The 25,364-nt window shown below is 70.4% G+C and carries 17 protein-coding genes; 10 read left to right on the plus strand and 7 right to left on the minus strand.

The genetic code is table 11. The features are described 5' to 3' along the window. The first annotated feature begins 378 nt into the window (after positions 1–378). The 4 genes from nadB to FHY03_RS09740 all read left to right on the plus strand — a co-directional run bounded on the left by nadB (position 379) and on the right by FHY03_RS09740 (position 8,029). The gene (gene nadB / locus FHY03_RS09725) at positions 379–1,962 is read left to right on the plus strand and encodes an L-aspartate oxidase (protein WP_183930508.1); all 1,584 of its coding nucleotides are present in this window, start codon (positions 379–381) and stop codon (positions 1,960–1,962) included. A 132-nt stretch (positions 1,963–2,094) separates the two neighbouring features. After that, positions 2,095–3,222, plus strand: a complete 1,128-nt coding sequence (locus FHY03_RS09730; protein ID WP_183922792.1) for a serine hydrolase — start codon at positions 2,095–2,097, stop codon at positions 3,220–3,222. A 285-nt stretch (positions 3,223–3,507) separates the two neighbouring features. Next, positions 3,508–6,288 (plus strand): DNA polymerase I, encoded by a 2,781-nt coding sequence (gene polA / locus FHY03_RS09735; RefSeq protein WP_183930510.1) that lies wholly within the window; start codon positions 3,508–3,510, stop codon positions 6,286–6,288. Between the two features lie 217 nt (positions 6,289–6,505). Beyond that, positions 6,506–8,029, plus strand: coding sequence for a lipopolysaccharide biosynthesis protein (locus FHY03_RS09740; RefSeq protein ID WP_183922788.1), 1,524 nt, complete (start codon positions 6,506–6,508; stop codon positions 8,027–8,029). Between the two features lie 18 nt (positions 8,030–8,047). Here the strand turns inward: FHY03_RS09740 and FHY03_RS09745 are convergent, their stop codons facing one another. Next, the gene (locus FHY03_RS09745; RefSeq protein WP_183922998.1) at positions 8,048–8,431 is read right to left on the minus strand and encodes a helix-turn-helix domain-containing protein; all 384 of its coding nucleotides are present in this window, start codon (positions 8,429–8,431) and stop codon (positions 8,048–8,050) included. A gap of 197 nt (positions 8,432–8,628) precedes the next feature. Here FHY03_RS09745 and FHY03_RS09750 point away from each other — a divergent pair, with 197 nt between their 5' ends. The 3 genes from FHY03_RS09750 to FHY03_RS09760 all read left to right on the plus strand — a co-directional run bounded on the left by FHY03_RS09750 (position 8,629) and on the right by FHY03_RS09760 (position 13,152). Next, positions 8,629–10,749, plus strand: a complete 2,121-nt coding sequence (locus FHY03_RS09750; RefSeq protein ID WP_183922786.1) for a bifunctional (p)ppGpp synthetase/guanosine-3',5'-bis(diphosphate) 3'-pyrophosphohydrolase — start codon at positions 8,629–8,631, stop codon at positions 10,747–10,749. Positions 10,750–11,063: 314 nt separating this feature from the next. Beyond that, positions 11,064–12,053, plus strand: coding sequence for a M48 family metalloprotease (locus tag FHY03_RS09755; protein ID WP_183922783.1), 990 nt, complete (start codon positions 11,064–11,066; stop codon positions 12,051–12,053). 97 nt (positions 12,054–12,150) lie between these two features. Then, complete coding sequence (locus FHY03_RS09760) at positions 12,151–13,152, plus strand: glycosyltransferase family 2 protein (RefSeq protein WP_183922996.1); 1,002 nt, start codon at positions 12,151–12,153, stop codon at positions 13,150–13,152. A gap of 214 nt (positions 13,153–13,366) precedes the next feature. Here the strand turns inward: FHY03_RS09760 and FHY03_RS09765 are convergent, their stop codons facing one another. Then, positions 13,367–14,647 (minus strand): aspartate kinase, encoded by a 1,281-nt coding sequence (locus FHY03_RS09765; RefSeq protein WP_183930512.1) that lies wholly within the window; start codon positions 14,645–14,647, stop codon positions 13,367–13,369. Between the two features lie 52 nt (positions 14,648–14,699). On the opposite strand from FHY03_RS09765, the gene ubiG reads away from it, so the two are divergent. Further along, positions 14,700–15,452, plus strand: a complete 753-nt coding sequence (gene ubiG, locus FHY03_RS09770) for a bifunctional 2-polyprenyl-6-hydroxyphenol methylase/3-demethylubiquinol 3-O-methyltransferase UbiG (protein WP_183930514.1) — start codon at positions 14,700–14,702, stop codon at positions 15,450–15,452. A 170-nt stretch (positions 15,453–15,622) separates the two neighbouring features. Here ubiG and FHY03_RS09775 read toward each other — a convergent pair whose 3' ends face one another. Continuing rightward, a complete protein-coding gene (locus FHY03_RS09775; RefSeq protein ID WP_183922779.1) occupies positions 15,623–15,856 on the minus strand; it encodes a hypothetical protein in 234 nt (77 codons plus the stop codon). Between the two features lie 101 nt (positions 15,857–15,957). On the opposite strand from FHY03_RS09775, the gene FHY03_RS09780 reads away from it, so the two are divergent. Then, the gene (locus FHY03_RS09780; protein WP_183930516.1) at positions 15,958–17,784 is read left to right on the plus strand and encodes an ABC transporter ATP-binding protein/permease; all 1,827 of its coding nucleotides are present in this window, start codon (positions 15,958–15,960) and stop codon (positions 17,782–17,784) included. 328 nt (positions 17,785–18,112) lie between these two features. Here FHY03_RS09780 and map read toward each other — a convergent pair whose 3' ends face one another. Together map and FHY03_RS09790 are read right to left on the minus strand one after the other, a co-directional pair. Beyond that, positions 18,113–18,880 carry a type I methionyl aminopeptidase gene (gene map / locus FHY03_RS09785; protein WP_183930518.1) on the minus strand — a complete coding sequence of 256 codons (768 nt, stop codon included), beginning with the start codon at positions 18,878–18,880 and terminating at the stop codon, positions 18,113–18,115. A 1-nt stretch (position 18,881) separates the two neighbouring features. Beyond that, positions 18,882–19,079 carry a ParD-like family protein gene (locus tag FHY03_RS09790; RefSeq protein WP_183922776.1) on the minus strand — a complete coding sequence of 66 codons (198 nt, stop codon included), beginning with the start codon at positions 19,077–19,079 and terminating at the stop codon, positions 18,882–18,884. A 1,119-nt stretch (positions 19,080–20,198) separates the two neighbouring features. Between FHY03_RS09790 and FHY03_RS09795 the strand changes: the two genes are divergently transcribed. Next, entirely contained in the window at positions 20,199–20,624 is a 426-nt protein-coding gene (locus FHY03_RS09795; RefSeq protein WP_183922775.1) for a DUF1810 domain-containing protein, read from the plus strand. Between the two features lie 7 nt (positions 20,625–20,631). On the opposite strand, the gene FHY03_RS09800 is transcribed toward FHY03_RS09795, so the two are convergent. Continuing rightward, a complete protein-coding gene (locus FHY03_RS09800) occupies positions 20,632–22,029 on the minus strand; it encodes an efflux transporter outer membrane subunit (RefSeq protein WP_183930520.1) in 1,398 nt (465 codons plus the stop codon). Between the two features lie 26 nt (positions 22,030–22,055). Continuing rightward, positions 22,056–25,238, minus strand: a complete 3,183-nt coding sequence (locus FHY03_RS09805; protein ID WP_183930522.1) for an efflux RND transporter permease subunit — start codon at positions 25,236–25,238, stop codon at positions 22,056–22,058. Positions 25,239–25,364: the final 126 nt, after the last annotated feature.

The raw sequence follows: 25,364 nt of genomic DNA on the forward strand, positions 1-25,364 counted from the left end.
CCGCGACGCATAGCGTCGTGGTGGAGGGGGGTCCTCTGCGGATCCCGGCGTCCGCGGGTCTCCTCAACGACGCGCAGCGAGCGAGGAACCCCCCTCCACCACCGCGCTAGCGCGCGGCGTGGGGGCTTTGGCGCGCCCCCGGCACGCCAAGACCATGTCCGGGGAATACGATCTCGCCCGCGCGCCCCCTGCCCGTGCCGGGGAGGATCGTTGCCGCAACTCACGCTGTCCTAAACGCCCGCAGCTGTGCCACATGGGCGTCATGCCCCTCCCCGAGCCCGACCGCCACCCGCGCCCCGCACGCCGCCGACTCAACGTTCACACCCGCCGCGACTCGCGCCAGCGACTCAACATTCGCAACATTCGCGGGCTAAGCGCATGACACAGAGCGACGTCCTGATCGTCGGTTCGGGCGCGGCCGGGCTCACCGCGGCGCTCAACCTGGCCGACCGCTTCACCGTCACCGTGCTCGCCAAGGGCGCGCTCAACGAGGGCAGCACCGCCTGGGCGCAGGGCGGGATCGCCGCGGTGCTCGAGCCCGGCGACACGTTCGAGCACCATGTCGAGGACACGATGGTCGCCGGCGCGGGGCTCAACGACCGCGCGATCGTCGAGTTCGTCGTCGAGCGCGCCCCCGCCGCGATCGCGCGGCTGCGCGCGCTGGGCGTGCCGTTCGCCGAAGAAGGCGGCGCGCTCCATCTCACGCGCGAGGGCGGTCACTCGCATCGCCGCATCGTCCACGTTGCCGACGCGACCGGCTGGGCGGTGCAGGAGGCGCTCCAGCGCGCCGCCGAGGCGCATCCCAATATCACGCTCGTCCCCGACCAGGTCGCGATCGACCTCGCCACCAGCCGCCACGAGGAACGCTACTCGGGCGCAGGCAACGTCTGGGGCGTCTACGCGATCGACCGACGCACCGGCGCGGTCGAGGTGCACACCGCGCGCGCGACGATCCTGGCGACCGGCGGGGCGGGGCGGACCTATCTCTTCTCCACGGCGCCGCGCGGCGCCACCGGGGACGGGATCGCGATGGCGTGGCGCGCCGGCGCCCGGGTCGCGAACATGGAATTCATGCAGTTCCACCCGACCTGCCTGTACCATCTCGAGGTCAAGAACTTCCTGATCACCGAGGCGGTGCGCGGCGAGGGCGGGCATCTGATCAACCCCACCACCGGGCGGCGCTTCATGCCCTGGTACGACGACCGGCTGGAGCTCGCCCCGCGCGACGTGGTGGCGCGCGCGATCGACGCCGAGATCAAGCGCTACGGGCTCGACTTCGTCCACCTCGACATCAGCCACATGCCCGCCGACTTCGTGCGCGCGCACTTCCCCAACATCCACGAGAAGCTGCTCGGGCTCGGCATCGACATGACGACCCAGCCGATCCCGGTGGTGCCGGCGCAGCATTACACCTGCGGCGGGATCGTGGTGGACCGTGACGGCCGCACCGACCTGCCCGGGCTCTACGCCGCGGGCGAGTGCACCCAGTCGGGGCTGCACGGCGCCAACCGGCTCGCCTCCAACTCACTGCTGGAATGCTTCGTCTTCGGCGAGGCGGCGGCGCAGCATATCGCGCAGCACTGGGACACGCTGCCGCCGCCCCCGGCGGTACGCGGGTGGGACGAGAGCCGCGTCACCGACTCCGACGAGGAGGTGGTGATCAAGCAGAACTGGACCGAGATCCGCCGCTTCATGTGGAACTATGTCGGGATCGTCCGCACCACCAAGCGGCTGGAGCGCGCGCAGCACCGCATCGACCTGCTGCGCAGCGAGGTGGAGGATTATTACGGCCACTTCCGCGTCACCCCCGATCTGATCGAGCTGCGCAACCTGCTCCAGGTCGCCGAGCTGATCGTCCGCTCGGCGCTGCACCGGCACGAGAGCCGCGGGCTGCACTTCACGCTCGACTGGCCGGACACGCTCGCCGAGGCCGCCGACACGGTGCTGGTGCCGCGAGCCTGACACGTGACGGTCGAGCGCCCCACCGTTCGTCGCGCCGACAAGGGTGATCGTCGCAGCGGCGAGTCGCAGCACTTTGTGTCCGCGCCATTATTGTCCACAGACGCGAGTCAAGCGGGGTTGGTGGCGGCGGACATGGGTAGTAAGACTTTCGGGCGCCGGGCCGCGATCATCGCCTGGTCGCTGCTGATCGCGGGCTGCGGCGCCGGGGCGGGCTCCGCGCTCATCCCCGCGGCGCCCCCCAAGCCGCTCGTCTCGATCCCGGTGCCGCTCGCCGTCGTGCCGCCGCCCCCGCCGCCGCGTCGCTCGGCCGCGCCGCGCGCGCTCCAGGCACGGGTCGAGCAGCTCATCCGCAATTTCCCGGGCAAGGCCGGCGCGGCGATCGTCGCGGTGGACGAGGACTGGGTGGTGCAGCAGGGCGGCGATCTCAGCCTGCCGCAGCAGAGCGTCAGCAAGACCTGGGTGGCGATGACGGTGCTGTCGCAGCGCGACGCGGGGAGGCTCACGCTCGACGATCCGGTGCTGGTCACGCGCGACGACCTCACGCTGTTCCACCAGCCGATCGCCGGCCTGGTCGGCGCCAACGGCTATCGCACCACGGTGGGCGGGCTGCTGACGCGCGCGCTGACGCAGAGCGACAATACCGCGAACGACCGGCTGCTCACGGTAGTGGGCGGCCCGGCCGCGGTGCGGCGCTTCATCGCCCAGCACCAGCTCGGCGCGATCAAGTTCGGCCCCGGCGAGCGGCTGCTCCAGAGCGGCACCGCGGGACTGACCTGGAGCCAGTCGATGGCGATGGGGCGCGGCTTCGAGGCGGCGCGCGCCCGGCTCGACCCGGCGGTGCGCCGCGCCGCGCTCCAGCGCTACATCGACAACCCGCCCGACGGCGCCGCGCCGGTGGCGATCGCGGGCGCGCTGGCGCGGCTGGCGCGCGGCGAGCTGCTCAGCGAGACCTCGACGCGGATCCTGCTCGACACGATGGCGGCCTCGCGCACCGGCCACGCGCGGTTGCGCGCCGCGACGCCGCCGGGCTGGAAGGTGGCGCACAAGACCGGCACGGGGCAGGATTTCGGCGCGCGCAACGCGGGCTTCAACGACGTCGGCCTGCTCACCGCGCCGGACGGGCGGCGCTACGCCATCGCGGTGATGATCGGCGACACCGCCGCGCCGATGCGGATGCGCCAGCAGCTGATCCAGAACGTCTGTGCCGCGCTCACCGGCGCGCAGCCGCGCGCAGTGGGTGGCGACGAGGACGGGACCTGAGGGAGCAATGGAGGGCGCCCTATCCTCGCGCTACCCACCGTCATCCCGGACTTGTTCCGGGATCCAGGCGGCCGCGAACTCAGCGGCTTAGGGATAAGCGGCACGGTGGATCCCGGAACAAGTCCGGGATGACGGAGGATGACGGAAGGGTCGTGCAAAGGTCCCGCCCTTAGCCGGGCCGACGAAGACCGGGGCCTTACCCCGAAGCACCGACCTTCACCGGCGACACGAGGTCTCCCCACAACCCCGGTTTCCCACACGGCCAAACCGGTTTAGGGCAGCGCGATGCCGCACCTCTATCTCGTCGACGGATCGGGCTACATCTTCCGCGCCTATCACCGGCTGCCGCCGCTGACCAACAAGCACGGCGAGCCCGTCGGTGCGGTCTACGGCTATACCACCATGTTGTGGAAGCTCGCCGACGAGCTGCACAAGGCCGACGGGCCGACGCACATGGCGGTGATCCTCGACAAGAGCTCGTCCACCTTCCGCAACGAGCTGTACGACCAGTATAAGGCGCATCGCCCGGCGCCGCCCGAGGATCTCGTCCCGCAGTTCCCGATGATCCGCGACGCGACGCGCGCCTTCTCGCTGCCGTGCATCGAGGAACAGGGCTGGGAGGCGGACGACCTGATCGCCAGCTACACCAAGGCCGCGCTGGCGCAGGGCTGGCAGGTGACCATCGTCAGCTCCGACAAGGATCTGATGCAGCTGATGACCGATCCCTCGGTCGACATGCTCGACACGATGAACAACCGCCGGCTCGGCCCCGAGGCGGTGGTGGAGAAGTTCGGCGTCGGCCCCGACAAGCTCGGCGACGTCCTCGCGCTGATGGGCGACAGCGTCGACAACGTCCCCGGCGTCCCCGGGGTCGGCCCCAAGACCGCGGCCAAGCTGATCGTCGAGCACGGCGACGTCGAGGCGGTGCTCGCCGCCGCGCCCGAGATGAAGAAGGGCAAGCTGCGCGACAACCTCATCGAGCACGCCGAGGCGGCGCGGATGAGCCGCAAATTGGTCGAGCTGGCGTGCGACGTGCCGCTGCCCGACACGCTCGACTCGCTCGCGCTGCCCGCCGAGGGCATCCCGCAGGCGCCGCTGCGCGCCTTCCTCGAGCATCACGGCTTCCGTTCGCTGCTCACCCGGCTCGGCGAGGTCGCCGAGGCGACCCAGCCCGAGACGGTCGGCGCACCCGCCGAGGACGACGAGCCCGCCTGCGACCACGACGGTTATGAGACCGTGGTCGACGAGGCCGCGCTCGACCGCTGGATCCAGGTCGCGCGTCACCAGGGCTGGGTCGCGATCGACACCGAGACCACCGCCAAGGACCCGATGTTGGCCGAGCTGGTCGGGGTCAGCCTCGCGCTCGCGCCCAACCTTGCCTGCTACATGCCGCTCGGCCACGGCGGGAGCGACATGTTCGCGGAGAAGCCGGTGCAGCTCCACCGCGACGCCGCGCTGGCCAAGCTCAAGCCGCTGCTCGAGGACGCGAGCGTGCTCAAGATCGGGCACAATCTGAAGTATGATCTGATCGTGCTCGGGCGCGCCTATGCGGCGGAGGGCGGTGTCACGCTCGCGCCCTATGACGACACGATCGTGATGAGCTTCGACCTCGACGCCGGTCGCCACGGCCATGGCATGGACGAGCTCGCCGCGACCCACCTCTCGCACAGCTGCATCGCCTACAAGGACGTGGTCGGTACGGGGAAGAAGGCGCTCGGCTTCCACGAGGTCGATCTCAAGGCGGCGACGCGCTACGCCGCCGAGGACGCCGACGTCACGCTGCGGCTGTGGCGCCGCTTCAAGCCGCGGCTGCCGATCGAAGGCTCGACGCGCGTCTACGAGATGGTCGACCGGCCGCTGGTGGCGGTGATCGCGCGGATGGAGCGCCACGGCATCAAGGTCGATCGCGAGCGGCTGGCGCAGCTGTCCGACGAATTCTCGCAGCAGATCGCTGGCCTGGAGACGCAGGTGCACGCGCTCGCCGGCGGTCCGTTCACGATCGGCAGCCCCAAGCAGCTCGGCGACGTGCTGTTCGAGCGGATGGGGCTCAAGGGCGGGCGCAAGGGCAAGAGCGGGGTCTATTCCACCGACGTCAACGAGCTGGAGCGGCTGGCGGCCGACAAGGACTCGCCGGGTGCCGAGATCGCCGCACGCGTGCTCGACTGGCGCCAGCTCACCAAGCTCAAGAACACCTACACCGACTCGCTGCAGGAGCAGATCCACCCCGACACCGGTCGCGTCCACACCAGCTACTCGCTGACCGGCGCGCAGACCGGGCGGCTGTCGTCGACCGATCCCAACCTCCAGAACATCCCGATCCGCACTGAGACCGGGCGCCAGATTCGCGACGCCTTCGTCGCCGACGCGGGTAACGTCATCCTCGCCGCCGATTACTCGCAGATCGAGCTGCGCCTCGCCGCGCACATGGCCGACGTGCCGCAGCTCAAGGAAGCGTTCGCGCGCGGCGACGACATCCACAGCCTCACCGCGCAGGAGCTGTTCGGCGAAGTGACGCGCGACACGCGCGCCTCCGCCAAGACGATCAACTTCGCGATCCTCTACGGCATCTCGCGCTGGGGGCTGGCGGGGCGGCTCGATATCTCCGCCGACGAGGCGCAGGCGATGATCGACCGCTATTTCGAGCGTTTCCCCGGCATCAACCGCTATATCGCCGAGACGCTGACGCAGGTGCGCGAGCGCGGCTACACCACCACGCTGTTCGGGCGGAAGACGCACTTCCCGCGCATCCGCAGCAAGGTGCAGCACGAGCGACAGGGCGCCGAGCGCGCCGCGATCAACGCGCCGATCCAGGGCACCAGCGCCGACATCATCAAGCGCGCGATGGCGCGAATGGAGCCGGCGCTGGCGGAGGCCGGGCTCGGCCATGTGCGGATGCTGCTCCAGGTGCACGACGAGCTGGTGTTCGAGCTGCCCGAGGGCGACGTCGACGCGGCGCGCCCGGTGATCGAGCGCGTGATGGCGTCCGCGGCCGAGCCGGCGGTGACGCTCGACGTGCCGCTCGGAGTCGAGATCGGCGTCGGCGCGAGCTGGGGGGCCGCGCATTGAGGGGGCGGGTTGACGAACAATCCTCCCCGGCACGGGGAGGGGGACCAGCCGCAGACTGGCGGAGGGGGGTGGCCGCAGGCGGTGCGCTCGCGGAGAGCCCCCTCCACCACTCGCCCTCGGCGAGCGGTCCCGTTCCCCGCGAGCGGGGAGGATCGTTTACAGCCGAGCGTGTCGTCTCGCGGCCACAAGCGCCCGCCCCCACTCAGCCGGGCGCCGCATGACCGCGCCCGACCAGCCCGACGACATCGCCGCGCTCGCCAAGGGCGGGCGCACCAACGTCGCGGGGTTCATCCTCAAGCTCGGCGCGCGCATCCCCTTCCTGTTCATCGCGGGCCATCTCTACGGCGCCGCGCTGGTGGGGCGGTTCGCCATCGCGGTGGTGGTCGTCGAGCTCGCCGCGCTGGTGGCGACGCTCGGGCTCAAGCGCGGGCTGGCGCAGGCGCTGTCCTCGGCCGAGCGGCCGCACAATCACGTCGTGTTCGACGCGCTCGCGCTCGCGCTGGTCGCCAGCCTGATCGCCAGCGCGGTCCTCTGCGCCTTTCCCCAGGCGATGTACCCGAACTCGGCGATCGGCGGGCTCGACCGCTTCTTCCCGCTGATCATCCTGGCCCCCGCGCTGAGCGACGTCAGCCTCGCCGCGCTGGCCTATCGGCACGACGTGAAGGCCAGCGTCACCGCGCGCGCGATCGTCGAGCCGTGGACGCTGTCGATCTTCGCCTTCCTCTTCTCCTTCTTCACGCTCAAGGACGGGCTGGTGCTCGCCTATGTTGCGTCGATGGTGGCGGCGCTGACCGCGAGCATCGTGCCGCTGCTGCGCAGCTACGGCGTGCCGAGCGGCTGGTCGCCGCACCTCAGCGTGCTGTGGCAGATGGCGCGCGCCAACACGCCGCTCGCCGGGGCGGACGCCTTGGAATGGGGCAGCCGCAACGTCGACCGGCTGATCCTGGGCACGTTGTTCGCGCCCAACGTCGTCGGCATCTATTACATGGCGCAGCAGGTCGCCTCGCTGCCGCAGCGGCTCAAGACCAGCTTCGACCCGATCCTGGGGCCGGTGGTGACGCGGAGCATCGCGCGCGGCGACCTCGGCGCGATCGCGCGGCAGGTGCGTCAGGTGGCGTTCTGGATCATCGCCGCGCAGCTCGCGCTGGCGCTCACCGCCTCGATCCCGCGCAAGGCGGTGATGGCGACGATCGGCCCGCAATTCACCAGCGGCGCGGCGGCGATGGTGTTCCTGCTGTTCGCCGAGGTGTGCGCCTCCACCGGCGCGGTCGCCGAGTCCGCGCTGGTGTACCTGGCGCGGCACCGCAACCTACTGATCTCCGCGACCATGCTGGTGATCCAGATCGCTCTGTCGTTCGCCTTCATCCTGCTGATCCGCGACGCCGGCTATGGCATCACCGAGCAGGCCGCGGGCGCGCCGGTGGCGCTCCTACTGGTGCTGCTGCTCACCTCCTTCGTGAAGGCGCGCGTGCTGGGGCGGCTGCTCGGCGCCCCGGTATCGCCGATGCGCTGGCCGTTGCTGTGGGCGGCGCTGGCGGGGGGCGCGGTGGGCGGCGCGTTCACGCTGCTGCCGCCGGGATGGCGCTGGATGCAGGTGTCGGTCGGCGTGGTGGCGACGATGGGCGCCTACCTCTTCGTGATCTGGCGCTACGCCTTCGGGCCCGAGGATCGCGCGCTCTTCAACAAGATGCCGACCGCCGAGGAAGCGACCCTGCCCAACGAGGGCAGCTTCATCCGCTAGCGCGGCGTGGCGGCCGGGCTATTCCAGCAGCGCCCAGTGCAGCTCGCCCTGGCCGAGCGCGCGGCCGTCGTGGCTCAGCACCGCGACGGGGCGGATCGGGCGGCCGTCGCGCACGTCGACCAGCACCGGGGAGGCGGGGTAGCCGGTCTCCCAGCGCTCGCCCCATTGCCGCAGCGCCACCATCGTCGGCAGCAGTGCCCAGCCCTTGTCGGTGAGGCGGTAGACCACCTTTCGGCGATCCTCGGGCACCGCGCCGCGTTCCATGATGCCGTGCGCGACGAAGCGCGCCAGCCGGTTGGCCAGGATGTTGCGCGCGATCCCCAGCTCCTGCTGGAACTCCTCGAAATGCTGCAGCCCGTTGAACGCGGCGCGCAGGATCAGGAAGGCCCAGCGCTCGCCCATCGCCTCCAGCGCGGCGGGCAGGCTGCATTCGGTCAGATTCTCGCGCAAACGCCGCTGTTCCACACGCCACTCCGTCGCACGACGCTAACCCGCCGGCCGCGCCCGCGATAGCCGCGCGACGTGGCAAGCAACACGCCGACACGTTTTTTTCGGCATCGTTGTTGCATTGTCACCGTGGATGTAAGCACATTGGATAGGTGCTGAGGCAATATGAACTGATCGATCGCGTGCTCGCCTATGATCCCGAGGCGGACGAGGCGATGTTGAACCGTGCCTATGTCTTCTCCGTCAACGCGCACGGCACGCAGAAGCGCGCCAGCGGCGATCCCTATTTCAGCCACCCGATCGAGGTCGCCGGCATCCTGACCGAGCTGAGGCTCGACGACGAGACGATCGCCACCGCGATCCTCCACGACACGGTCGAGGACACGGTCGCCACGCCCGAGGAAATCGAGCGGATCTTCGGCGGCAACGTCGCGCGGCTGGTCGACGGCGTCACCAAGCTCAGCAAGATCGAGGCGCAGACCGAGAACGAGCGCGCCGCCGAGAATCTGCGCAAGTTCCTCCTCGCGATGTCGGGCGACATCCGCGTGCTGCTGGTGAAGCTGGCCGACCGGCTGCACAACATGCGCACGCTCCACTTCATCCCCAAGCCGGAGAAGCGCCGCCGCATCGCCAAGGAGACGATGGACATCTACGCCCCGCTCGCGGAGCGGATCGGCATGTACGAGTTCATGAAGGAGATGCAGACGCTCGCCTTCGAACAGCTCGAGCCCGAGGCCTATCAGTCGATCACCAAGCGGCTCGAGCAGCTCAAGGAAGGCTCGGGCGGCGACCGCATCGCCAAGATCGGCTCGGGGCTGAAGCTGCTGCTCGGCCGTGCCGGGGTCGAGGCGCAGGTGTCGGGGCGCGAGAAGCATCCCTATTCGATCTGGCGCAAGATGCAGGAGCGTCACATCAGCTTCGAGCAGCTGTCCGACATCATGGCGTTCCGCGCGATCGTGCCGACCGAGGAGGATTGCTACCGCGCGCTCGGCATCATCCATCGGCGCTGGCCGATGGTGCCGGGGCGGTTCAAGGATTATATCTCGACGCCCAAGCGCAACGGCTATCGCTCGCTCCACACCAGCGTGATCCATGCCGAGAACCGCCGCATCGAGATCCAGCTGCGCACCCCAGCGATGCACGCCGAGGCGGAGTTCGGGCTGGCGGCGCACTGGGCGTACAAACAGGCGGTCGGCGGCGCCGCGGCGCTGCGCCCCGACTCGCAGCAGGACTGGATCAAGGACCTGGTCGAGATCCTCGACACCGCCGCGACGCCCGAGGAGCTGCTCGAGCATACCCGCATCGCGATGTACCAGGATCGCATCTTCGCCTTCACCCCCAAGGGCGAGCTGATCCAGCTGCCCAAGGGCGCGACGCCGATCGACTTCGCCTACGCGGTCCACACCGATCTCGGCGACCAGGCGGTGGGCGCCAAGATCAACGGCCGAGTCGTGCCGCTGTCGACCGTGATCGAGAATGGCGACCAGGTGCAGGTGCTGCGCTCCAAGGCGCAGACGCCGCAGCCCGCCTGGCTCAAGGTGGCGATCACCGCCAAGGCGCTCGCCGCGATCCGCCGCCATCTGCGCAACACCGAGCGCGAGCAGACGATTGCGCTCGGGCGCAAGCTGTTCGACGATATCGTTCAGCGCCTCCCTGCCGCGCTGGCGGACAGCGCGCGCGACGAGGCGCTCAAGCGGCTCAAGCTGCCGGACGAGGCCGCACTGTTCCAGCAGATCGCGCGCCGCCACCTCTCCGACGCGCAGGTGATGGAGGCGCTGATGCCCGGCTCGGCGGGCGCCGACGTGGCAGAGGCGCCGCCGCAGTCGAGCGCGATCTCGATCGAGGGTCTGGCCCCGGGTGTCGCGTACGAACTCGCGGAATGCTGCCACCCGGTGCCGGGCGACCGCATCATCGGACTGCGCCGCCCCGACGCCTCGATCGAGGTGCACGCGATCGACTGCGGCGTGCTCGCCGACCTCGCCGAGCGCTCCGACGACGAGACCGACTGGATCGACGTGCAATGGGGCGACGCGACCGAGGGGGCGACGGCGCGCATCTCGGTCGAGGTGCGCAACGAGCCCGGCGCGCTCGGCATGCTCGCCACGATCATCGGCCAGCACAAGGCCAACATCATCAACCTGCGGCTCGACAACCGCGACTCACGTTTCCACACCAACGTGATCGACGTCGAGGTGCACGACGCGCACCAGCTGATGCGGCTGCTCGCCGCGCTGCGCGCCGCCGAGGCGGTCAACGCGGCGGAGCGGGTGTGAGGGTCGGGCGGCGTACAGCCCGTGCACGACGACCACGTCTTCCGTCATCCTGAACTCGTTTTCAGGGTCCACCGCGTCGCACATGCCGGAGCCGGAGCCGGAGCGTGTGCGGAAGGGTGGATCCTGAAACGAGTTTAGGATGACGCTTGTAAGAGCTGCGCGCGAGTGGCGCAGAAGCCGTCGTCGGGGCTGCCGGCCACTCGGCGCGGGAGCAACACGCCCCGCTATCTCCCCAGATCGGTTCACCCGCCGGCGCCTCCCCGCTGCAACCGCGCGCCGGCTGTGGCATTGATGCCGTGACGGGAGGACCAGCCATGTACCGACAGCTCATGCTCGCCGCCGCGCTGGTGGCCGCGGCACCCGCGACCGCGCAATCGATCTCGCAGCAGGACCGCGCCACCGGCGCGCAGGCCGACCCGCAGCTCGTCAAGGAATTCGGCGGGCGCTACAGCGGCCCGCAGGTGGCGCTGGTCGAGCGCGTCGGGCGGCGCGTCGCGGTCCAGTCGGGCCTCTCGAACGCGCAGAGCGACTTCACCATCACGTTGCTCGACTCGCCGGTCGAGAACGCCTTCGCGATCCCCGGCGGGTACGTCTATGTCACGCGCCAGCTGCTCGCGCTGATGAACTCGGAGGCCGAGCTCGCCTCGGTGCTGGGGCATGAGGTAGGGCATGTCGCGGCGCGCCACAGCGCCTCGCGCAACCGCACCGCGACGATCGGCGGTGTGCTCGCGGGCGTGGTCGGCGCGGTGGCAGGCAACGGCGCGGCGGGGCAGCTCGCCAGCACGGTCGCGCGCGGCGGCGCGCAGCTCTACACGCTGCGCTACGGCCGCGAGCAGGAATATGCCGCCGACGCGCTGGGCGTACGCTACATCACCGCGGCGGGCTACGACCCTTATGCCGCGGCCGACATGCTCGCCTCGCTCGACGCCGAGACCGGGCTCCAGTCCGCGGCGGCGGGGCGCAGCGGCCAGCAGCTGCCGAGCTGGGCGTCGACCCACCCCAACGGCGCCGACCGGGTCCGCCGCGCCGCGCAGCTCGCGCAGCAGACCGGCAAGCCGATGCTCGACCCGCCGCCCGAGGACACCGCCTTCCTGCGCGCGCTCGACGGACTCGCCTATGATGCGAAAGGCTCGGGCAAGCGCATCCGCATCCGCACCGTCAAGGCGGGGGACACGGTCGACACGTTCGCGCGCCAGATGGCGTATGACTCGCTCCGGCGCGAGCGCTTCCTGACGCTCAACGCGCTCGACGACGACGTCCGGCTCACACCGGGCCGGCTGGTAAAGGTCGTGACGAAGGAGTGACGGTAAGCTATGGCGGGGACCCATGTTCCCGCCCGCGCCCCCGCCTGCGATCACGCCGCCGGCCGCCGCTCTCCCCGACCTACCGCCGTCGCTCGCGATGGCGCGGCCCCGCCCCGCACTGTCGGTGGTGGTGCCCTGCTACAACGAGGAGGCGACGCTGCCGCTGCTCCACGCGCGCGTCAGCGCCGCGGCGCGCGCGGCGGTGGGCGACGACCATGAGATCGTGCTGGTCAACGACGGGTCGCGCGACGGCAGCTGGACGGCGATGCAGCGGCTCGCCGCGGCGGACCCGCGCGTCGTCGCCATCAACCTGTCGCGCAACCACGGCCACCAGCTCGCCCTGACCGCCGGGCTCGACCTGTGCGCGGGCGAGCAGATCCTGATCATCGACGCCGACCTGCAGGACCCGCCCGAGCTGCTCGCCGACATGCGCACCGTCATGGCGCGCGACGGCGCCGACGTGGTCTATGCGGTGCGGCGCAAGCGCGAGGGTGAAACCTTCTTCAAGAAGGCGACCGCGGCGGCCTTCTACCGCGTGCTCGACCGCGTCACCGACACGCCGATCCCGCTCGATACCGGCGACTTCCGGCTGATGACTCGGCGCGCGCTCGACGCCTTGCTGTCGCTACCCGAGCAGGCGCGCTTCATCCGGGGCATGGTCGCCTGGGTCGGCTTCCGCCAGGTGCCGTTCGCCTATGATCGCGCCGAGCGGCACGCCGGCGAGACCAACTACCCGCTCGCCAAGATGATGCGGCTGGCGCTCGACGCGGTCACCGGCTTCTCCACCGCGCCGCTGCGCTGGGCGAGCCATCTGTCGGTGATGCTGGCAGGCTGCTCGCTGCTGCTGCTGGTCTATATCGGCTATGGCTATTTCAGCGGCGAGCGGGTGCAGGGCTGGACCTCGACCATGTTGGTGGTGGTGGTGCTGTCGGCGATCCAGATGTTCGTGCTCGGCATGATCGGCGAATATCTCGGCCGGCTCTACATCGAGGCGAAGCGGCGTCCACTGTACCTCATCGCCGACGTCGCGGGCACACCGGGCAGTCGCGCCACGCTCGGCTTCCAGGCGACGGTGCCGGGGGAGCGGGTGGGGGCGTGAGGGGCGGGGTATGGGTTTGATTCAGACCGCAACCTCTTGCGTCATCCCGGACTTGTTCCGGGATCCACGGTTCAGCGCCGACAACGGCTCGGGAGTACGCGGCACGGTGGATGCCGGAACAAGTCCGGGATGACGGCAAAGAATAGGTGACGGTGTCCCCGGTCCGACGTTCAGCAAGTCCCCCTCCCCTTGCAGGGGAGGAGTGTAGCGTCCCCTACGCCGCCTCGGCGTCCAACCCGTACGCCGTGTGGAGCACGCGCACGGCGAGCTCGGTCTCGTCCTCGTGGATCAGCACCGAGACCTTGATCTCGCTGGTCGAGATCGCCTGGATGTTGATCCCGCGCGCGCCGAGCGTGGTGAACATCGTGCTCGCGACGCCGGCGTGGCTGCGCATGCCGACGCCCACGACGCTGATCTTCGCCACGCGCGTGTCGTGGATCAGCTCGCCGAAGCCGATCGCCTCGCGCGCCTGGTTGAGCGCCTCGATCGAGCGCGCCAGGTCGGCGGCGGGCACGGTGAAGGTCACGTCGGTGGCGCTGGTGCTGCTCGCGCCGTTGCTCGCGCTCTGATGCGCGATGTTCTGGATGATCATGTCGACGTTGATGTTCGCCGCCGCCAGCGGCTCGAAGATGCTCGCCACCGTGCCGGGCTGGTCGGGCACGCGCGTCAGCGTGATCTTGGCCTCATTCTTGTCATGCGCGATGCCGGTGATGAGCTGGCGTTCCACGTCGTCGATCTCCTCTTCGCCCACGATCATCGTGCCGGGCAACGTGTCCGCCATCGGTGCGTCCGCGTCGGTGAACGACGACAGCACCTGGACGCGGACCTTCTCCTTCATCGCCAGCCCGACCGAGCGGGTCTGGAGCACCTTGGCGCCGACCGAGGCGAGCTCGAGCATCTCCTCGTAGGTCACCTTGGCGAGCTTGCGCGCGCGCGGCACGATCCGCGGATCGGTGGTGTAGACGCCGTCGACGTCGGTGTAGATGTCGCAGCGGTCGGCGCGGATCGCCGCCGCGACCGCCACCGCCGACGTGTCCGAGCCGCCGCGCCCCAGCGTGGTGATGCGCTGCCCCGGCGCGACGCCCTGGAAGCCTGGGATCACCGCCACCGCGCCGGCCGCGAAGCTATCCTCCAGCGCGTCGGTGTCGATCGTGTCGATGCGTGCCTTGGCGAAGGCGGTGTCGGTGCGGATCGGCAGCTGCCAGCCGAGCAGCGAGCGCGCTGGTACGTCGATCGCCTGCAGCGCGATTGCGAGCAGCCCGCTGGTGATCTGCTCGCCCGCGGAGACCACGACGTCATATTCGCGCGGGTCATACAGCGGCGAGGCCTCGCGGCAGAAGCCCACCAGGCGATCGGTCTCGCCTGCCATCGCCGAGACCACCACCGCCACCTGGTTGCCGGCGGCCGCCTCGCGCTTCACCCGCGCCGCGACCGAGCGGATGCGCTCGATGCCGGCCATCGAGGTGCCGCCGAACTTCATGACGATCCGCGCCAATGCCGTGTCCAAACGCCTTGGGTGAAGAGGGGCGTCCTGATAGGAAGCGCGCATGACCGACGCAAGCGTAACAACCGCAACCACTTCGCCGCTGCATGCCTCGGTGGTGGCCAAGGAGGCGACCCATTTCGGTCGGCTGGCGCGCGACTGGTGGGATCCGTCTGGGTCGTCGGCGATGCTGCACCGGCTCAACCCGGTGCGGCTGCGCTACCTGCGCGCCGCGGTCGACCGTCACTGGGACCTCGACGACCGCTCGTTCGCGCCGCTGGCGGGGAAGAGCGCGCTCGACATGGGCTGCGGCGCGGGGCTGCTCGCCGAGCCGCTGGCGCGGCTGGGCGCGGCGGTGACCGCGGTCGACGCCGCGGCGGAGAGCATCGCGGTGGCACGCGCCCATGCGTCGCGGCGGGGGCTGACGATCGACTATCGCGTCGGCGGGATCGAGGCGGTGGCGGGCGAGACCTTCGACCTGGTCGCCTCGCTCGAGGTGGTCGAGCATGTCGCCGACGCGCGGGCGTTCGTGGCGGGGCTAGCGGGGGCGGTGGCGCCGGGCGGGCTGCTGGTGATGAGCACGCCCAACCGCACCTGGCTGTCACGCGCCGCGCTGGTCGAGGCGGCCGAGGTGCTCGGCCAGATCCCGCGCGGCACGCACGATTGGGACAAGTTCCTGACGCCGGACGAACTGGGCGCGATGATCGCGGACGCTGGATTGCGGGTGGTCGATGTGACCGGGCTGACGCTGGGGACAAAGGGCTTCGCGCTGGGTGGTTCGACCGCGCTCGATTATTTCGTAACGGCAGTAAGGTAGCCGATCCTCCCCGGTACGGGGAGGGGGACCGCCGCGCGCAGCGCGGTGATGGAGGGGGCTCTCCTCACGCGCATCGGCTCGTATGCGAAATCCCCCCTCCACCAGCCTGCGGCTGGTCCCCCTCCCCGCGAGCGGGGAGGATCTGAGACACCGACGGCGTCGATCTCACCTTACCCGCGCCGCTTGCCCGCCTCGCCTCGGGCAACCCACTGCTGCCCGCTACGCCGGCACGCCGCGCTGACCACCGGAAAATCGAGGTCGGTATTGCGCGCGAGCACGTCGGCCATCGCTGCCTCGCATTGCTGTACCGTCGCGTAATGCGCGGGCGCGACGCGCGCCTCGGCGCAGGCGCTCGCGCCGTCGCCGCAACCCAGGATCGCCATCACGTAGAACACCGCGTCCATTACCGCCTCCGTTCGTCGTGAAAAACGATCGCTGCGGCGCGGCGTTCCGATTCTGACGCGGCGGTTGACGCTCCCGTTCCGGCACACGACATCTCAGACACATGCCTCCCGATCGTCCCGCCGCCCCCGGCACGGAGCGTCCGCTGCTGCCGACGCTCCGCCGCTTCCTCCCCGATCTCTGGCCGAGCGACTCGCCGGGGATGAAGCTGCGCGTCGCGGGCGCGCTGACGCTGGTGGTCTTCTCCAAGCTGGTGCAGGTCTATGGCGCGCCGTTCGCGTTGCAGGGCGCGGTGGACGGCATGGCGGTGCCGACCACGCCGGTGACGCTGATCGTCCTGCTGATGGTCGGCTACGCCGCGGCGCGCTTCGGCACCACCTTGTTCGACAACCTGCGCAACACCGTGTTTGAGAAGGTCGGGCAGGAGGCGACGCGGCGGCTGGCGGCGCGCGTGTTCCGCCACCTCCACCGGCTCTCGCTGCGCTTCCACCTCGAGCGCCGCACCGGCGCGGTCACCAAGGTGGTCGAGCGCGGCACCAAGAGCATCGACACGATGCTCTACTTCCTGCTGTTCAACATCGCGCCGACGATCCTCGAGCTGGTGCTGGTGCTGGGCATCTTCCAGGTCAAGTTCGGCTGGCCGCTGGTCGTCGCGACACTGGCGATGGTGGCGCTGTACATCTGGTTCACGCGCGTCGTCACCGACTGGCGCTCATCGCTGCGCGAGCGGATGAACGACCTCGACACTGGCGCGGTGGCGCATGCGGTCGACTCACTTCTCAACTTCGAGACCGTCAAATATTTCGGGGCGGAGGAGCGCGAGGCCAAACGCTACGACCGCGCCATGCACGCCTATGCCGAGGCCGCGGTAAAGAGTGAGAACAGCCTCGCCTGGCTCAACGTCGGCCAGGCACTGATCACCAACCTGATGCTCGGCGCGGGCATGGCCTGGGTCGCTTGGGGATGGAGCCAGGGGCGCTTCACCGCGGGCAACGTCGTCCTCGTGTCGACGCTGCTGTCGCAGCTGTTCCGCCCGCTCGACCTGCTCGGCATGGTGTATCGCACGATCCGCCAGGGCGTGATCGACATGGGCGCGATGTTCGACCTGATCGACACCGCGCCCGAGGTGGTCGACGCACCCGACGCCCCTGCCTTGGCGGTGCGCGACGCGCATGTCCGCTTCGAGGGCGTGGCGTTCGGCTATGACGCGGGCATGCCGATCCTCAAGGGGATCGACCTCGACGTCCCCGCGGGCACCACCTGTGCGGTGGTCGGCCCCTCGGGCGCGGGCAAGTCGACGCTGGCACGGCTGCTGTACCGCTTCTACGACGTCGACCAGGGCCGGATCACGATCGACGGGCAGGACATCGCGCGCGTGCGGCAGGATACGCTGCGCGCCGCGATCGGAATCGTCCCGCAGGACACGGTGCTGTTCAACGACACGATCGGCTACAATATCGCCTATGGCCGCGAGGGCGCGAGCGAGGCCGAGGTCGCCGCCGCGGCGCGGGGCGCGGCGATCGCCGGCTTCATCGAGCGCCAGCCTGAGGGATATAAGACGCGCGTCGGCGAGCGCGGGCTCAAGCTGTCCGGCGGCGAGAAGCAGCGCGTCGCGATCGCGCGCACCCTGCTCAAGGACCCGCCGCTGCTGATCCTCGACGAGGCGACCAGCGCGCTCGACAGCCGCACCGAGGGCGAGATCATGGAGACGCTCGCCGCGATCGAGCGCGGGCGCACCACGATCGTGATCGCGCACCGGCTCTCCACCATCGTCCACGCCGACCAGATCGTGGTGCTGGAGGCGGGACGCGTGGTGGAGCGCGGCAGCCACGCCGAACTGCTCGCGCGCGACGGGCTCTACGCCGCGATGTGGGCGCGTCAGGCGGCCGAGAGCGAGGAGGCCGAGGAGGCGCCCGTCGCCGTGGCGTGAGCTGCGTGGCGCGCCATCCTCCGCCTGCTATCCGACGTGCTCCCGCGCGAGCAGGAGTCCAGGGTCACAGGCGTACCGCGTCCGTCCCCGGCTCCGGCATTCGCCGGAGCACGAGCTACCGTTAAGCCAGCGACGACCTAGGCCGTATCGACCTTCACCTTCATCCTCCGCTGCGAGGGGAAGTGGCAGGCCGCAGGGCTGACGGAGGGGTGACCCGCTCGGCGAGCGCCGGCGGACCTACGACCGGCGACAACCCCTCCGTGGCGCTACGCGCGCCACCTCCCCTTGCAGGGCAGGATCGATCGGCTGCGCTGAAGGTCGATAGTGCCTAGGCTGCCCGGCGCTCGTCGCCGCGCAGCGTTAGCACCTCGACGCCGCTGGCGGTCACCGCCACCGTATGCTCGAACTGCGCGGAGAGCTTGCCGTCCTGCGTCACCACGGTCCAGCCGTCGTCGCGCGTGTCGACGCGGCGGCTGCCCTGGTTGAGCATCGGCTCGACCGTGAACACCATGCCCTCGCGCAGCATCGGCCCGGTGCCGGGGCGACCGAAGTTGAGCACCTGCGGTTCCTCGTGCATCTCGCGCCCGATGCCGTGGCCGCAGAACTCGCGCACGACCGCATAGCCGTGCTTCTTGGCGTGGCGTTCGATCGCCGCGCCGACGTCGCCGAGCCGCGCGTCGGGGCGGATCGCGCCGATCCCCTGCCACATCGCCGCCTGCGCCACCTGCACCAGCCGCCGCGCCGCGGGTGCCACCGCGCCGACGGCGTAGGTCTTGCTGGAATCGGCGATATAGCCGTTCTTCTCCAGCGTGATGTCGAAGTTGACGATGTCGCCGTCGCGGATGATCTCGGCGGCGTCGGGGACGCCGTGGCACACCACCTGGTTGCGCGAGGAATTGAGCACGTATGGGAAGCCGTACTGCCCCCTGCTCGCGGGGCGCGCCTGCAGGTCGACCGTGATGTAGCGCTCGACCAGGTCGTTGACCGCGAGCGTCGACAGGCCGGCGAGCGGCTGGCGGTCGAGCATCTCGAACACCGCGGCGAGCAGCCGGCCGGAGACCCGCATCAGCGCCAGTTCGTCGGGCGTCTTGACCATCTCAGGCGGCGACCGCGCGCAACTGCGCCGACTCATACTGGCGGCGCACGATCTCGTTGAAGCTGAGCGTCGGGTTGGCCTCGGCGAGCATGCCGATCGTCATCCAAAACTCGGCCTGGGCGTTGATCGAGCGGCACATCACCGCGCTAGCACGGCGTGCCTCGGCGTGCAGCTCGTCCCCGATCTTGACGATACCCATCGATCCGGTCCTTCGGTGGTAAGCTATACGAAGCGTATATGGGGCATAGCGTCGTTTGAGAAGGGAAGTGACGGTCGGACACGCCAACGAGGATGGCGTAACCACCCTCACATCGTGTTCGCTTGTCCCCCGCCGTTCGTTCCAACAGGCGGAATTTGGTCGCGACGCGCGGTTGGAGCGGATCGCCGGGCTGCTCGACTGGGCACCGATCGAGGGGCTGGTGCGCGGATGCGGCAGGGGCCGGCGGATCGTCCGCCGTAGAAGGCGGTGGCGACGGTGAAGGCGCTTTTGCTCCAGCAATGCTACGGGCATTCCGATCCCGGCTGCCGCTTTGGCAGACCGCAACAAGCTGATCCGCCGCGTCCGTACCGCCGTCGAGCGCAGCTTCGCGCGCCCCGAGACCGGCCCTCACGGCCTCACCCGGATGCGATACCGCGGCCTTCATCGCGGCGGTCTGCACCTCAACCTCGCCGCCATTGCCGACAGTCTGCGACGCGCTACCGCCTGGTTCAACGCTCTCCGAGCACGAGCTCGCGCGCCTGCCAACCAGGCATCCGACCAGAAACTGCCCCCTTGCCACTACTCCGCCCAGCATAACCGATTAAGGCGCCATCTCGAAGAGGTCTCGCCGGCGCGGGCATGACCAAGCGCGCCGGGAGCAGCGTTGGCGCCGCACCCTGCCAATCTTTGGCCAATCCCGCCGTACCACACCGGTGAAATCCGCCATCCCACTGACCGGATTATCAGAAAACCGCGCATTTCTGCCGATTTTTTCGCTTGGCACGCCCCCTGCAAAGTGGCTGGCATCGGACCGGATCGCCCGGCCGAGACCCACCAGGGAGACTTACCATGACCGCTCGTTTCGCCGATCTCGCCCGCCCGCTCGCCACCGTCATCGCCGCGTTCACCGTCGCCGCGATGATGGTCGGCGCCGCCGTCCCCGTCCTGCCGATCGCCTGAGCGGAGCCGTGACGATGACCCGCCTACCCTCGCTGCCGCACGCGCTGCTGCTCACCGCCGCCAGCTTCGCCACCACCGCGCTGCTGATCTACGTCGACGTCGCGAGTGCCGTGATCGCCTGATCACGGCACCGCGCCGCGCACCAGGCGTTGCCCCGTCATGCATCGCGACGCCGACACCACCCTCGACCGCTTCGTCGCCGCGCAGGCGACCAGCTATGCCCAGGCGCTCGCCGAGCTTCGCGCCGGCGCCAAGCGCAGCCACTGGATGTGGTACATCTTCCCGCAGATTGCCGGCCTCGGCCACAGCGACATGGCGCGGCGCTACGCGATCCGCGACCTGGCCGAGGCGCGCGCCTATCTCGCGCACCCGCTGCTCGGGGCGCGCTATGCCGAGAGTGCCGCGGCGCTGCTGGCGCATCGCGGCAGCGACGCCGCCGCGATCATGGGCGGGATCGACGCGATCAAGCTGCGCTCGTCGCTGACGCTGTTCGACTGCGCGGGCGCACCGGCCGCGGTGCGCGAGACGCTCGACGCCTTCTTCGACTCACCCGATCCTGCGACGCTGCGGCTGCTCGAGCACTGACCTCAGGTCATGCCGCGGTCCAGCGCCCGCCGAGCGCGCGGAACAGGTCGACCTGCGCGTCCGCGACCAGCTGATCCTGCAGCGCCAGCGCGGCCTGGGCGTCGGCGAGCGTGCGCTCGGCGTCGAGCTGCGACAGGCTGTCGATCTGCCCCTCGCGGCGCTGCGCGCGCGTGATCCGCGCGGCGCGATCGGCCTGGCCCAGCGCCTGCTGGAGCGCGGCACGACGCTCGAGCGAGCGCGCGTAATTCGACAGCGCCGTCTCGGTCTCGCCCAAAGCGGTCAGCATCGTCCCGTCGAAGCTGGCAAGCGCGGCGCGCGTGTCCGCCTCGGCGCCGGCGACCCGCGCGCGCGCCTTGCCGGGGTTAACCGCCCAGTTGAGCAGCGGCCCGAGCAGGAAGTTGAGCGGCCCCGCGCCGAACAGATTGCCGAAGCCGGTGCTGGTCTGCCCGACGGACCCGCCGAGCGTGATGCGCGGGTAGAGGTCGGCAGTGGCGACCCCGATCCGCGCGGTGGCGGCGGCGAGGCGGCGCTCGGCGGCGCGCACGTCGGGGCGGCGCGCGAGCAGCGCCGCGCCGTCGCCGACCGGGATGGCCTGCTCGATCCGCAGCGCGGTGGCGCGCTCGCCCGCCACCGGCGGGAGCTCCTGCGGGGTGCGCCCGGTCAGTGTCGCGAGCCGGAACAGCGCCGCCTGGCGCTCGGCGACGAGCGAGGGGATGTCGGCGCGGCGCTGGTCGCGCAGCGCGGCGATCCGTGCGGTATCGAGCGGGGTGGTCAGCCCCGCCTCGGCGCGGCGCTCGGTGGTGCCGACCTGTCGGTCGAGCAGCGCGACGATTCGCTCGGCCACCGCGATCCGCGCCGCCGCGGCGGCGGCGTCGGCATAGGCGCGCGTGGTGTCCGCCACCACCGCGACCCGCACCGCGTCGGCGTCGGCCGCGGCCGCCGCGACGTCGCCGCGCGCCGCCTCGACCCCGCGCGAGACACGGCCGAACAGGTCGACCTCGTAGGAGACGTCGAGCCCGCCGTCGATCAGCCAGGTCTCGCCGCTCACGCCGGGCGGGCGCTGCGCCTGCGAGAAGCGGTTGTAGGTGCCGCTGGCGCCGAGCGTCGCCTGCGGGGTGCGATCGTTGCGCACCTCGCGCAGCGACGCGCGCGCGCGCTCGAGCCGCGCGGTGGCGACCCGCACGTCGGTGTTGGCGGCGAGTGCCGCCTCGACCAGCCCGTTGAGCACGGGATCGTCGTACAGCCGCCACCAGTGATCGTCGGGCGCGGCGGCGAGCGTCGGGCCGCCGGCGCCGAGGAAGGGAGCGGCCGCGCTCGCCGCCGTGGCGGGGGCGCGATAGTCGGGGCCGGCGGCGCAGGCGGCGAGCGCCAGCGTGGCGGTGGCGGCGAGCCAATGCTTGATCATCGTCTCTCTCGTTTCCGTAGCAGGAGTCACTCGGCGGGCTGGAGCGCGGCGTCGTCGTCGCGCCGCGCCGATCGGCGGCGGGCGAGCCGCGCGCCGAGCGCGCGGCACACCACGTAGAAGGTCGGCGTGAAGATCAGCCCGAAGCCGGTCACCCCGATCATCCCGAAGAACACCGCGGTGCCCAGCGCCTGGCGCAGCTCGGCGCCCGCGCCGGTCGCGATCAGCAGCGGCACGGTGCCGAGGATGAAGGCGAAGCTGGTCATCAGGATCGGCCGCAGCCGCACCTGCGCCGCCTGCACCGCGGCCTCGACCGGAGTGAGCCCGTCGCGCTCCTCCGCCTGCTTGGCGAACTCGACCACCAGGATCGCGTTCTTGGCCGCGAGCGCGATCAGCACGACCAGCCCGATCTGCGTCAGCACGTTGTTGTCCATGCCGCGCAGGTTCACCCCCGCCATGGCGGCGAGCAGGCACATCGGCACGATCAGCACGATCGAGAGTGGCAGCAGCAGGCTCTCGTACTGCGCGGCGAGCACGAGGAAGACGAACACCACCGCCAGCGCGAAGACGATCCCGGCGGTGTTGCCCGCCGCCTTCTGCTGGAAGGCGATCCCGGTCCACTCGGCGCCATAGCCCGAGGGGAGCGTGTCGTGCGCCAGCTTCTCCATCGTCACCAGCGAGCGGCCCGAGGAATAGCCCGGCGCGGTGTCGCCGTCGACCTCGACCGCGGGGTAGAGGTTGTAGCGGGTGACGCGATACGGACCGGTCCGGTCCTGGAAGGTGGCGACCGAGCCGATCGGCACCATCGCGCCCGAGGCCGAGCGGGTCTTGAGGTTGGCAATGTCCGCCGGGGTCGAGCGGAACGGCGCGTCGGCCTGGGCGGTCACCCGGTAGGTGCGGCCGATCAGGTTGAAGTCGTTCACGAAGGCGCTGCCGAGATAGACCTGGAGCGCCTCGAACACGCGCGCCGGGGGCACGCCGAGCAGGTCCGACTTGGCGCGGTCGACGTCGGCGAAGATGCGCGGTGTGGCGGTGTTGAAGAAGGTGTAGACCTGCGCCAGCCCCTCGGTCTGGTTGGCGGCACCGATCAGCTTGCCCGCCTCCGCGCCGAGCGCCTGGTAGCCCGCACCCTGGCGGTCCTGCACCATCAGGCGATAGCCGCCGGCCGAGCCGATGCCCTGGATCAAGGGCGGGGGCACGACGAGGATGCGCGCCTCGTCGATGTCGCCGGTGACCTCGCGCGTCTTCTGCATGATGCCGGCGAAGGTGACGCCGAGCTTCTCGCGCTCGGCGAAGGACTGGAGCGGCACATAGGCCGCGGCGGTGTTGGGGGCGAGCGTCTGCGACGGGCCGTCGAAGCCCGCGAGCATGACGACGCCCTTCACCCCCGCGAGCGGCAGGATGCGCTTGGCGACCTTCTGCACCACCGCGTCGGTGCGCTCGACCGAGGCGCCCGCGGGCAGCTGCACCACGGTGAGGAAATAGCCCTGGTCCTGCGCCGGGATGAAGCCGGTCGGCGTCGCCCAGAACAGCGCCACGGTCGCGGCGATGAGCCCGGCATAGACCGCCATCATCCGCTTGGGCGCGCGCACCAGCTTGGCGGTGAGCTTGGCATAGCTGAGACTGAGCCGCTCGAACGCGCGATTGAACGAGTCGCCGGCCGAGCGCAGCGCGCGGGTGACGCGGTTGCCCGAGTCGTGCGACTCGTGCGGGCGCAGCAGCAGCGCGGCGAGCGCGGGCGAGAGCGTCAGCGACACCACCAGCGAGATCACCGTGGCGGTGGCGATCGTCACCGCGAACTGCTGGTAGAAGGCGCCCGAGAGGCCGGTGAGGAATAATGTCGGCACGAACACCGCGCACAGCACCAGCACGATCGCGACCAGCGCGCCCGAGACCTCGTCCATCGAGACCTTGGCCGCCTCGAGCGGGGAGAGCCCCTGCTCGAGGTTGCGCTCGACGTTCTCGACCACGACGATCGCATCGTCGACGACGATGCCGATCGCCAGCACCAGCCCGAACAGCGAGAGCGTGTTGAGCGAGTAGCCGACGGCGGCGAGCACCGCGAAGGTGCCGACCAGCGAGACCGGGATGGCGACGATCGGGATGATCGCGGCACGCCACTTCTGGAGGAACACCAGGATGACGAGCACGACGAGCACCATCGCCTCGAACAGGGTGTGGATGACCGCGTCGACCGACTGCGCGATGAACTCGGTGGGGTTGTAGATCACGCGATATTCGAGGCCCTTGGGGAAGGACTTGGACATCGCCTCCATCTCGGCGGTCACCTTCTCGGCGGCGGCGAGCGCGTTCGAGCCGGGGCGCTGGAACACCGCCGCGATCACGGTCGGTTGGCCCGAGAGATAGGTGTTCGAATTATAGTCCTGCGCGCCGAGCTCGACGCGCGCGACGTCGCGCACGCGCACCTGGCGGCCGCTGCCGTCGGTGCGGATCACCACGTCGGCGAACTGGTTGGGGTCGACCAGCCGGCCCTGGGTCTCGACGTTGAGCTGGAAGGCGTTGCCGTTGCCATAGGGCGGCTGGCCGAGCGAGCCCGCCGCGACCTGGACGTTCTGCGCGCGCAGCGCCGCGACGATGTCGCCCGCGGTGAGGTCGAGCGCGGCGGCGCGGCCGGGATCGATCCATACGCGCATCGCATAGTCGCGGCTGCCGAACAGGCGGACGTCGCCGACGCCGTCGATGCGCGCGAGGCGGTCGCGCACCTGGGTCAGCGCGTAGTTGGAGATGTAACCGCGATCGAGCGACTTGTCGGGCGAGATCAGGTTGACGACCATGAGGAAGTCGGGGCTGGTCTTGCGCGTCACCACGCCGAGCCGCTGCACCTCCTCGGGCAGCCGCGGCACCGCGACCGCGACGCGGTTCTGGACCAGCACCTGCGCGGCGTCGAGATCGGTGCCGATCTTGAAGGTGACCGTGATCGTCAGATTGCCGTCACCGGTCGACTGGCTCGACTGGTACAGCATGTTGTCGACGCCGTTGATCTCCTGCTCGATCGGCGCGGCGACGGTCTCCGCCACCGTCTCGGCCGAGGCACCGGGGTAATTGGCGGTGACCGTCACCGTGGGCGGCACGATGTCGGGATATTGCGCGACGGGGAGGCCCCAGTAGGCGATCGCGCCGACGATGGTGATGATCACCGCGATGACGCCGGCGAAGATCGGGCGGGTGATGAAGAAGCGCGAGAGGCGCATGGCAGGCTCCCCGAGTACGAGGATGGATGGGGGCCGCTGGGGAGCGGCTAACGTGTCGGTATGGTCGCCCTCACCCTTCCGCGGCTTCGCCGCTGCGTCCCTCTCCCACTGGGAGAAGGAAAGGTA

The sequence above is a fragment of the Sphingomonas sp. BK345 genome, from assembly GCF_014193845.1.
Classification (GTDB): domain Bacteria; phylum Pseudomonadota; class Alphaproteobacteria; order Sphingomonadales; family Sphingomonadaceae; genus Sphingomonas.

Excerpts from the sequence above, each read along its gene's own strand:
- nadB (WP_183930508.1), top strand. The coding sequence starts at position 379 with ATGACACAGAGCGACGTCCTGATCGTCGGTTCGGGCGCGGCCGGGCTC.
- FHY03_RS09730 (WP_183922792.1), top strand. The coding sequence starts at position 2,095 with ATGGGTAGTAAGACTTTCGGGCGCCGGGCCGCGATCATCGCCTGGTCG.
- polA (WP_183930510.1), top strand. The coding sequence starts at position 3,508 with ATGCCGCACCTCTATCTCGTCGACGGATCGGGCTACATCTTCCGCGCC.
- FHY03_RS09740 (WP_183922788.1), top strand. The coding sequence starts at position 6,506 with ATGACCGCGCCCGACCAGCCCGACGACATCGCCGCGCTCGCCAAGGGC.
- FHY03_RS09745 (WP_183922998.1), bottom strand. The coding sequence starts at position 8,431 with ATGGGCGAGCGCTGGGCCTTCCTGATCCTGCGCGCCGCGTTCAACGGG.
- FHY03_RS09755 (WP_183922783.1), top strand. The coding sequence starts at position 11,064 with ATGTACCGACAGCTCATGCTCGCCGCCGCGCTGGTGGCCGCGGCACCC.
- FHY03_RS09760 (WP_183922996.1), top strand. The coding sequence starts at position 12,151 with ATGGCGCGGCCCCGCCCCGCACTGTCGGTGGTGGTGCCCTGCTACAAC.
- ubiG (WP_183930514.1), top strand. The coding sequence starts at position 14,700 with ATGACCGACGCAAGCGTAACAACCGCAACCACTTCGCCGCTGCATGCC.
- FHY03_RS09775 (WP_183922779.1), bottom strand. The coding sequence starts at position 15,856 with ATGGACGCGGTGTTCTACGTGATGGCGATCCTGGGTTGCGGCGACGGC.
- FHY03_RS09780 (WP_183930516.1), top strand. The coding sequence starts at position 15,958 with ATGCCTCCCGATCGTCCCGCCGCCCCCGGCACGGAGCGTCCGCTGCTG.
- map (WP_183930518.1), bottom strand. The coding sequence starts at position 18,880 with ATGGTCAAGACGCCCGACGAACTGGCGCTGATGCGGGTCTCCGGCCGG.
- FHY03_RS09790 (WP_183922776.1), bottom strand. The coding sequence starts at position 19,079 with ATGGGTATCGTCAAGATCGGGGACGAGCTGCACGCCGAGGCACGCCGT.
- FHY03_RS09795 (WP_183922775.1), top strand. The coding sequence starts at position 20,199 with ATGCATCGCGACGCCGACACCACCCTCGACCGCTTCGTCGCCGCGCAG.
- FHY03_RS09800 (WP_183930520.1), bottom strand. The coding sequence starts at position 22,029 with ATGATCAAGCATTGGCTCGCCGCCACCGCCACGCTGGCGCTCGCCGCC.
- FHY03_RS09805 (WP_183930522.1), bottom strand. The coding sequence starts at position 25,238 with ATGCGCCTCTCGCGCTTCTTCATCACCCGCCCGATCTTCGCCGGCGTC.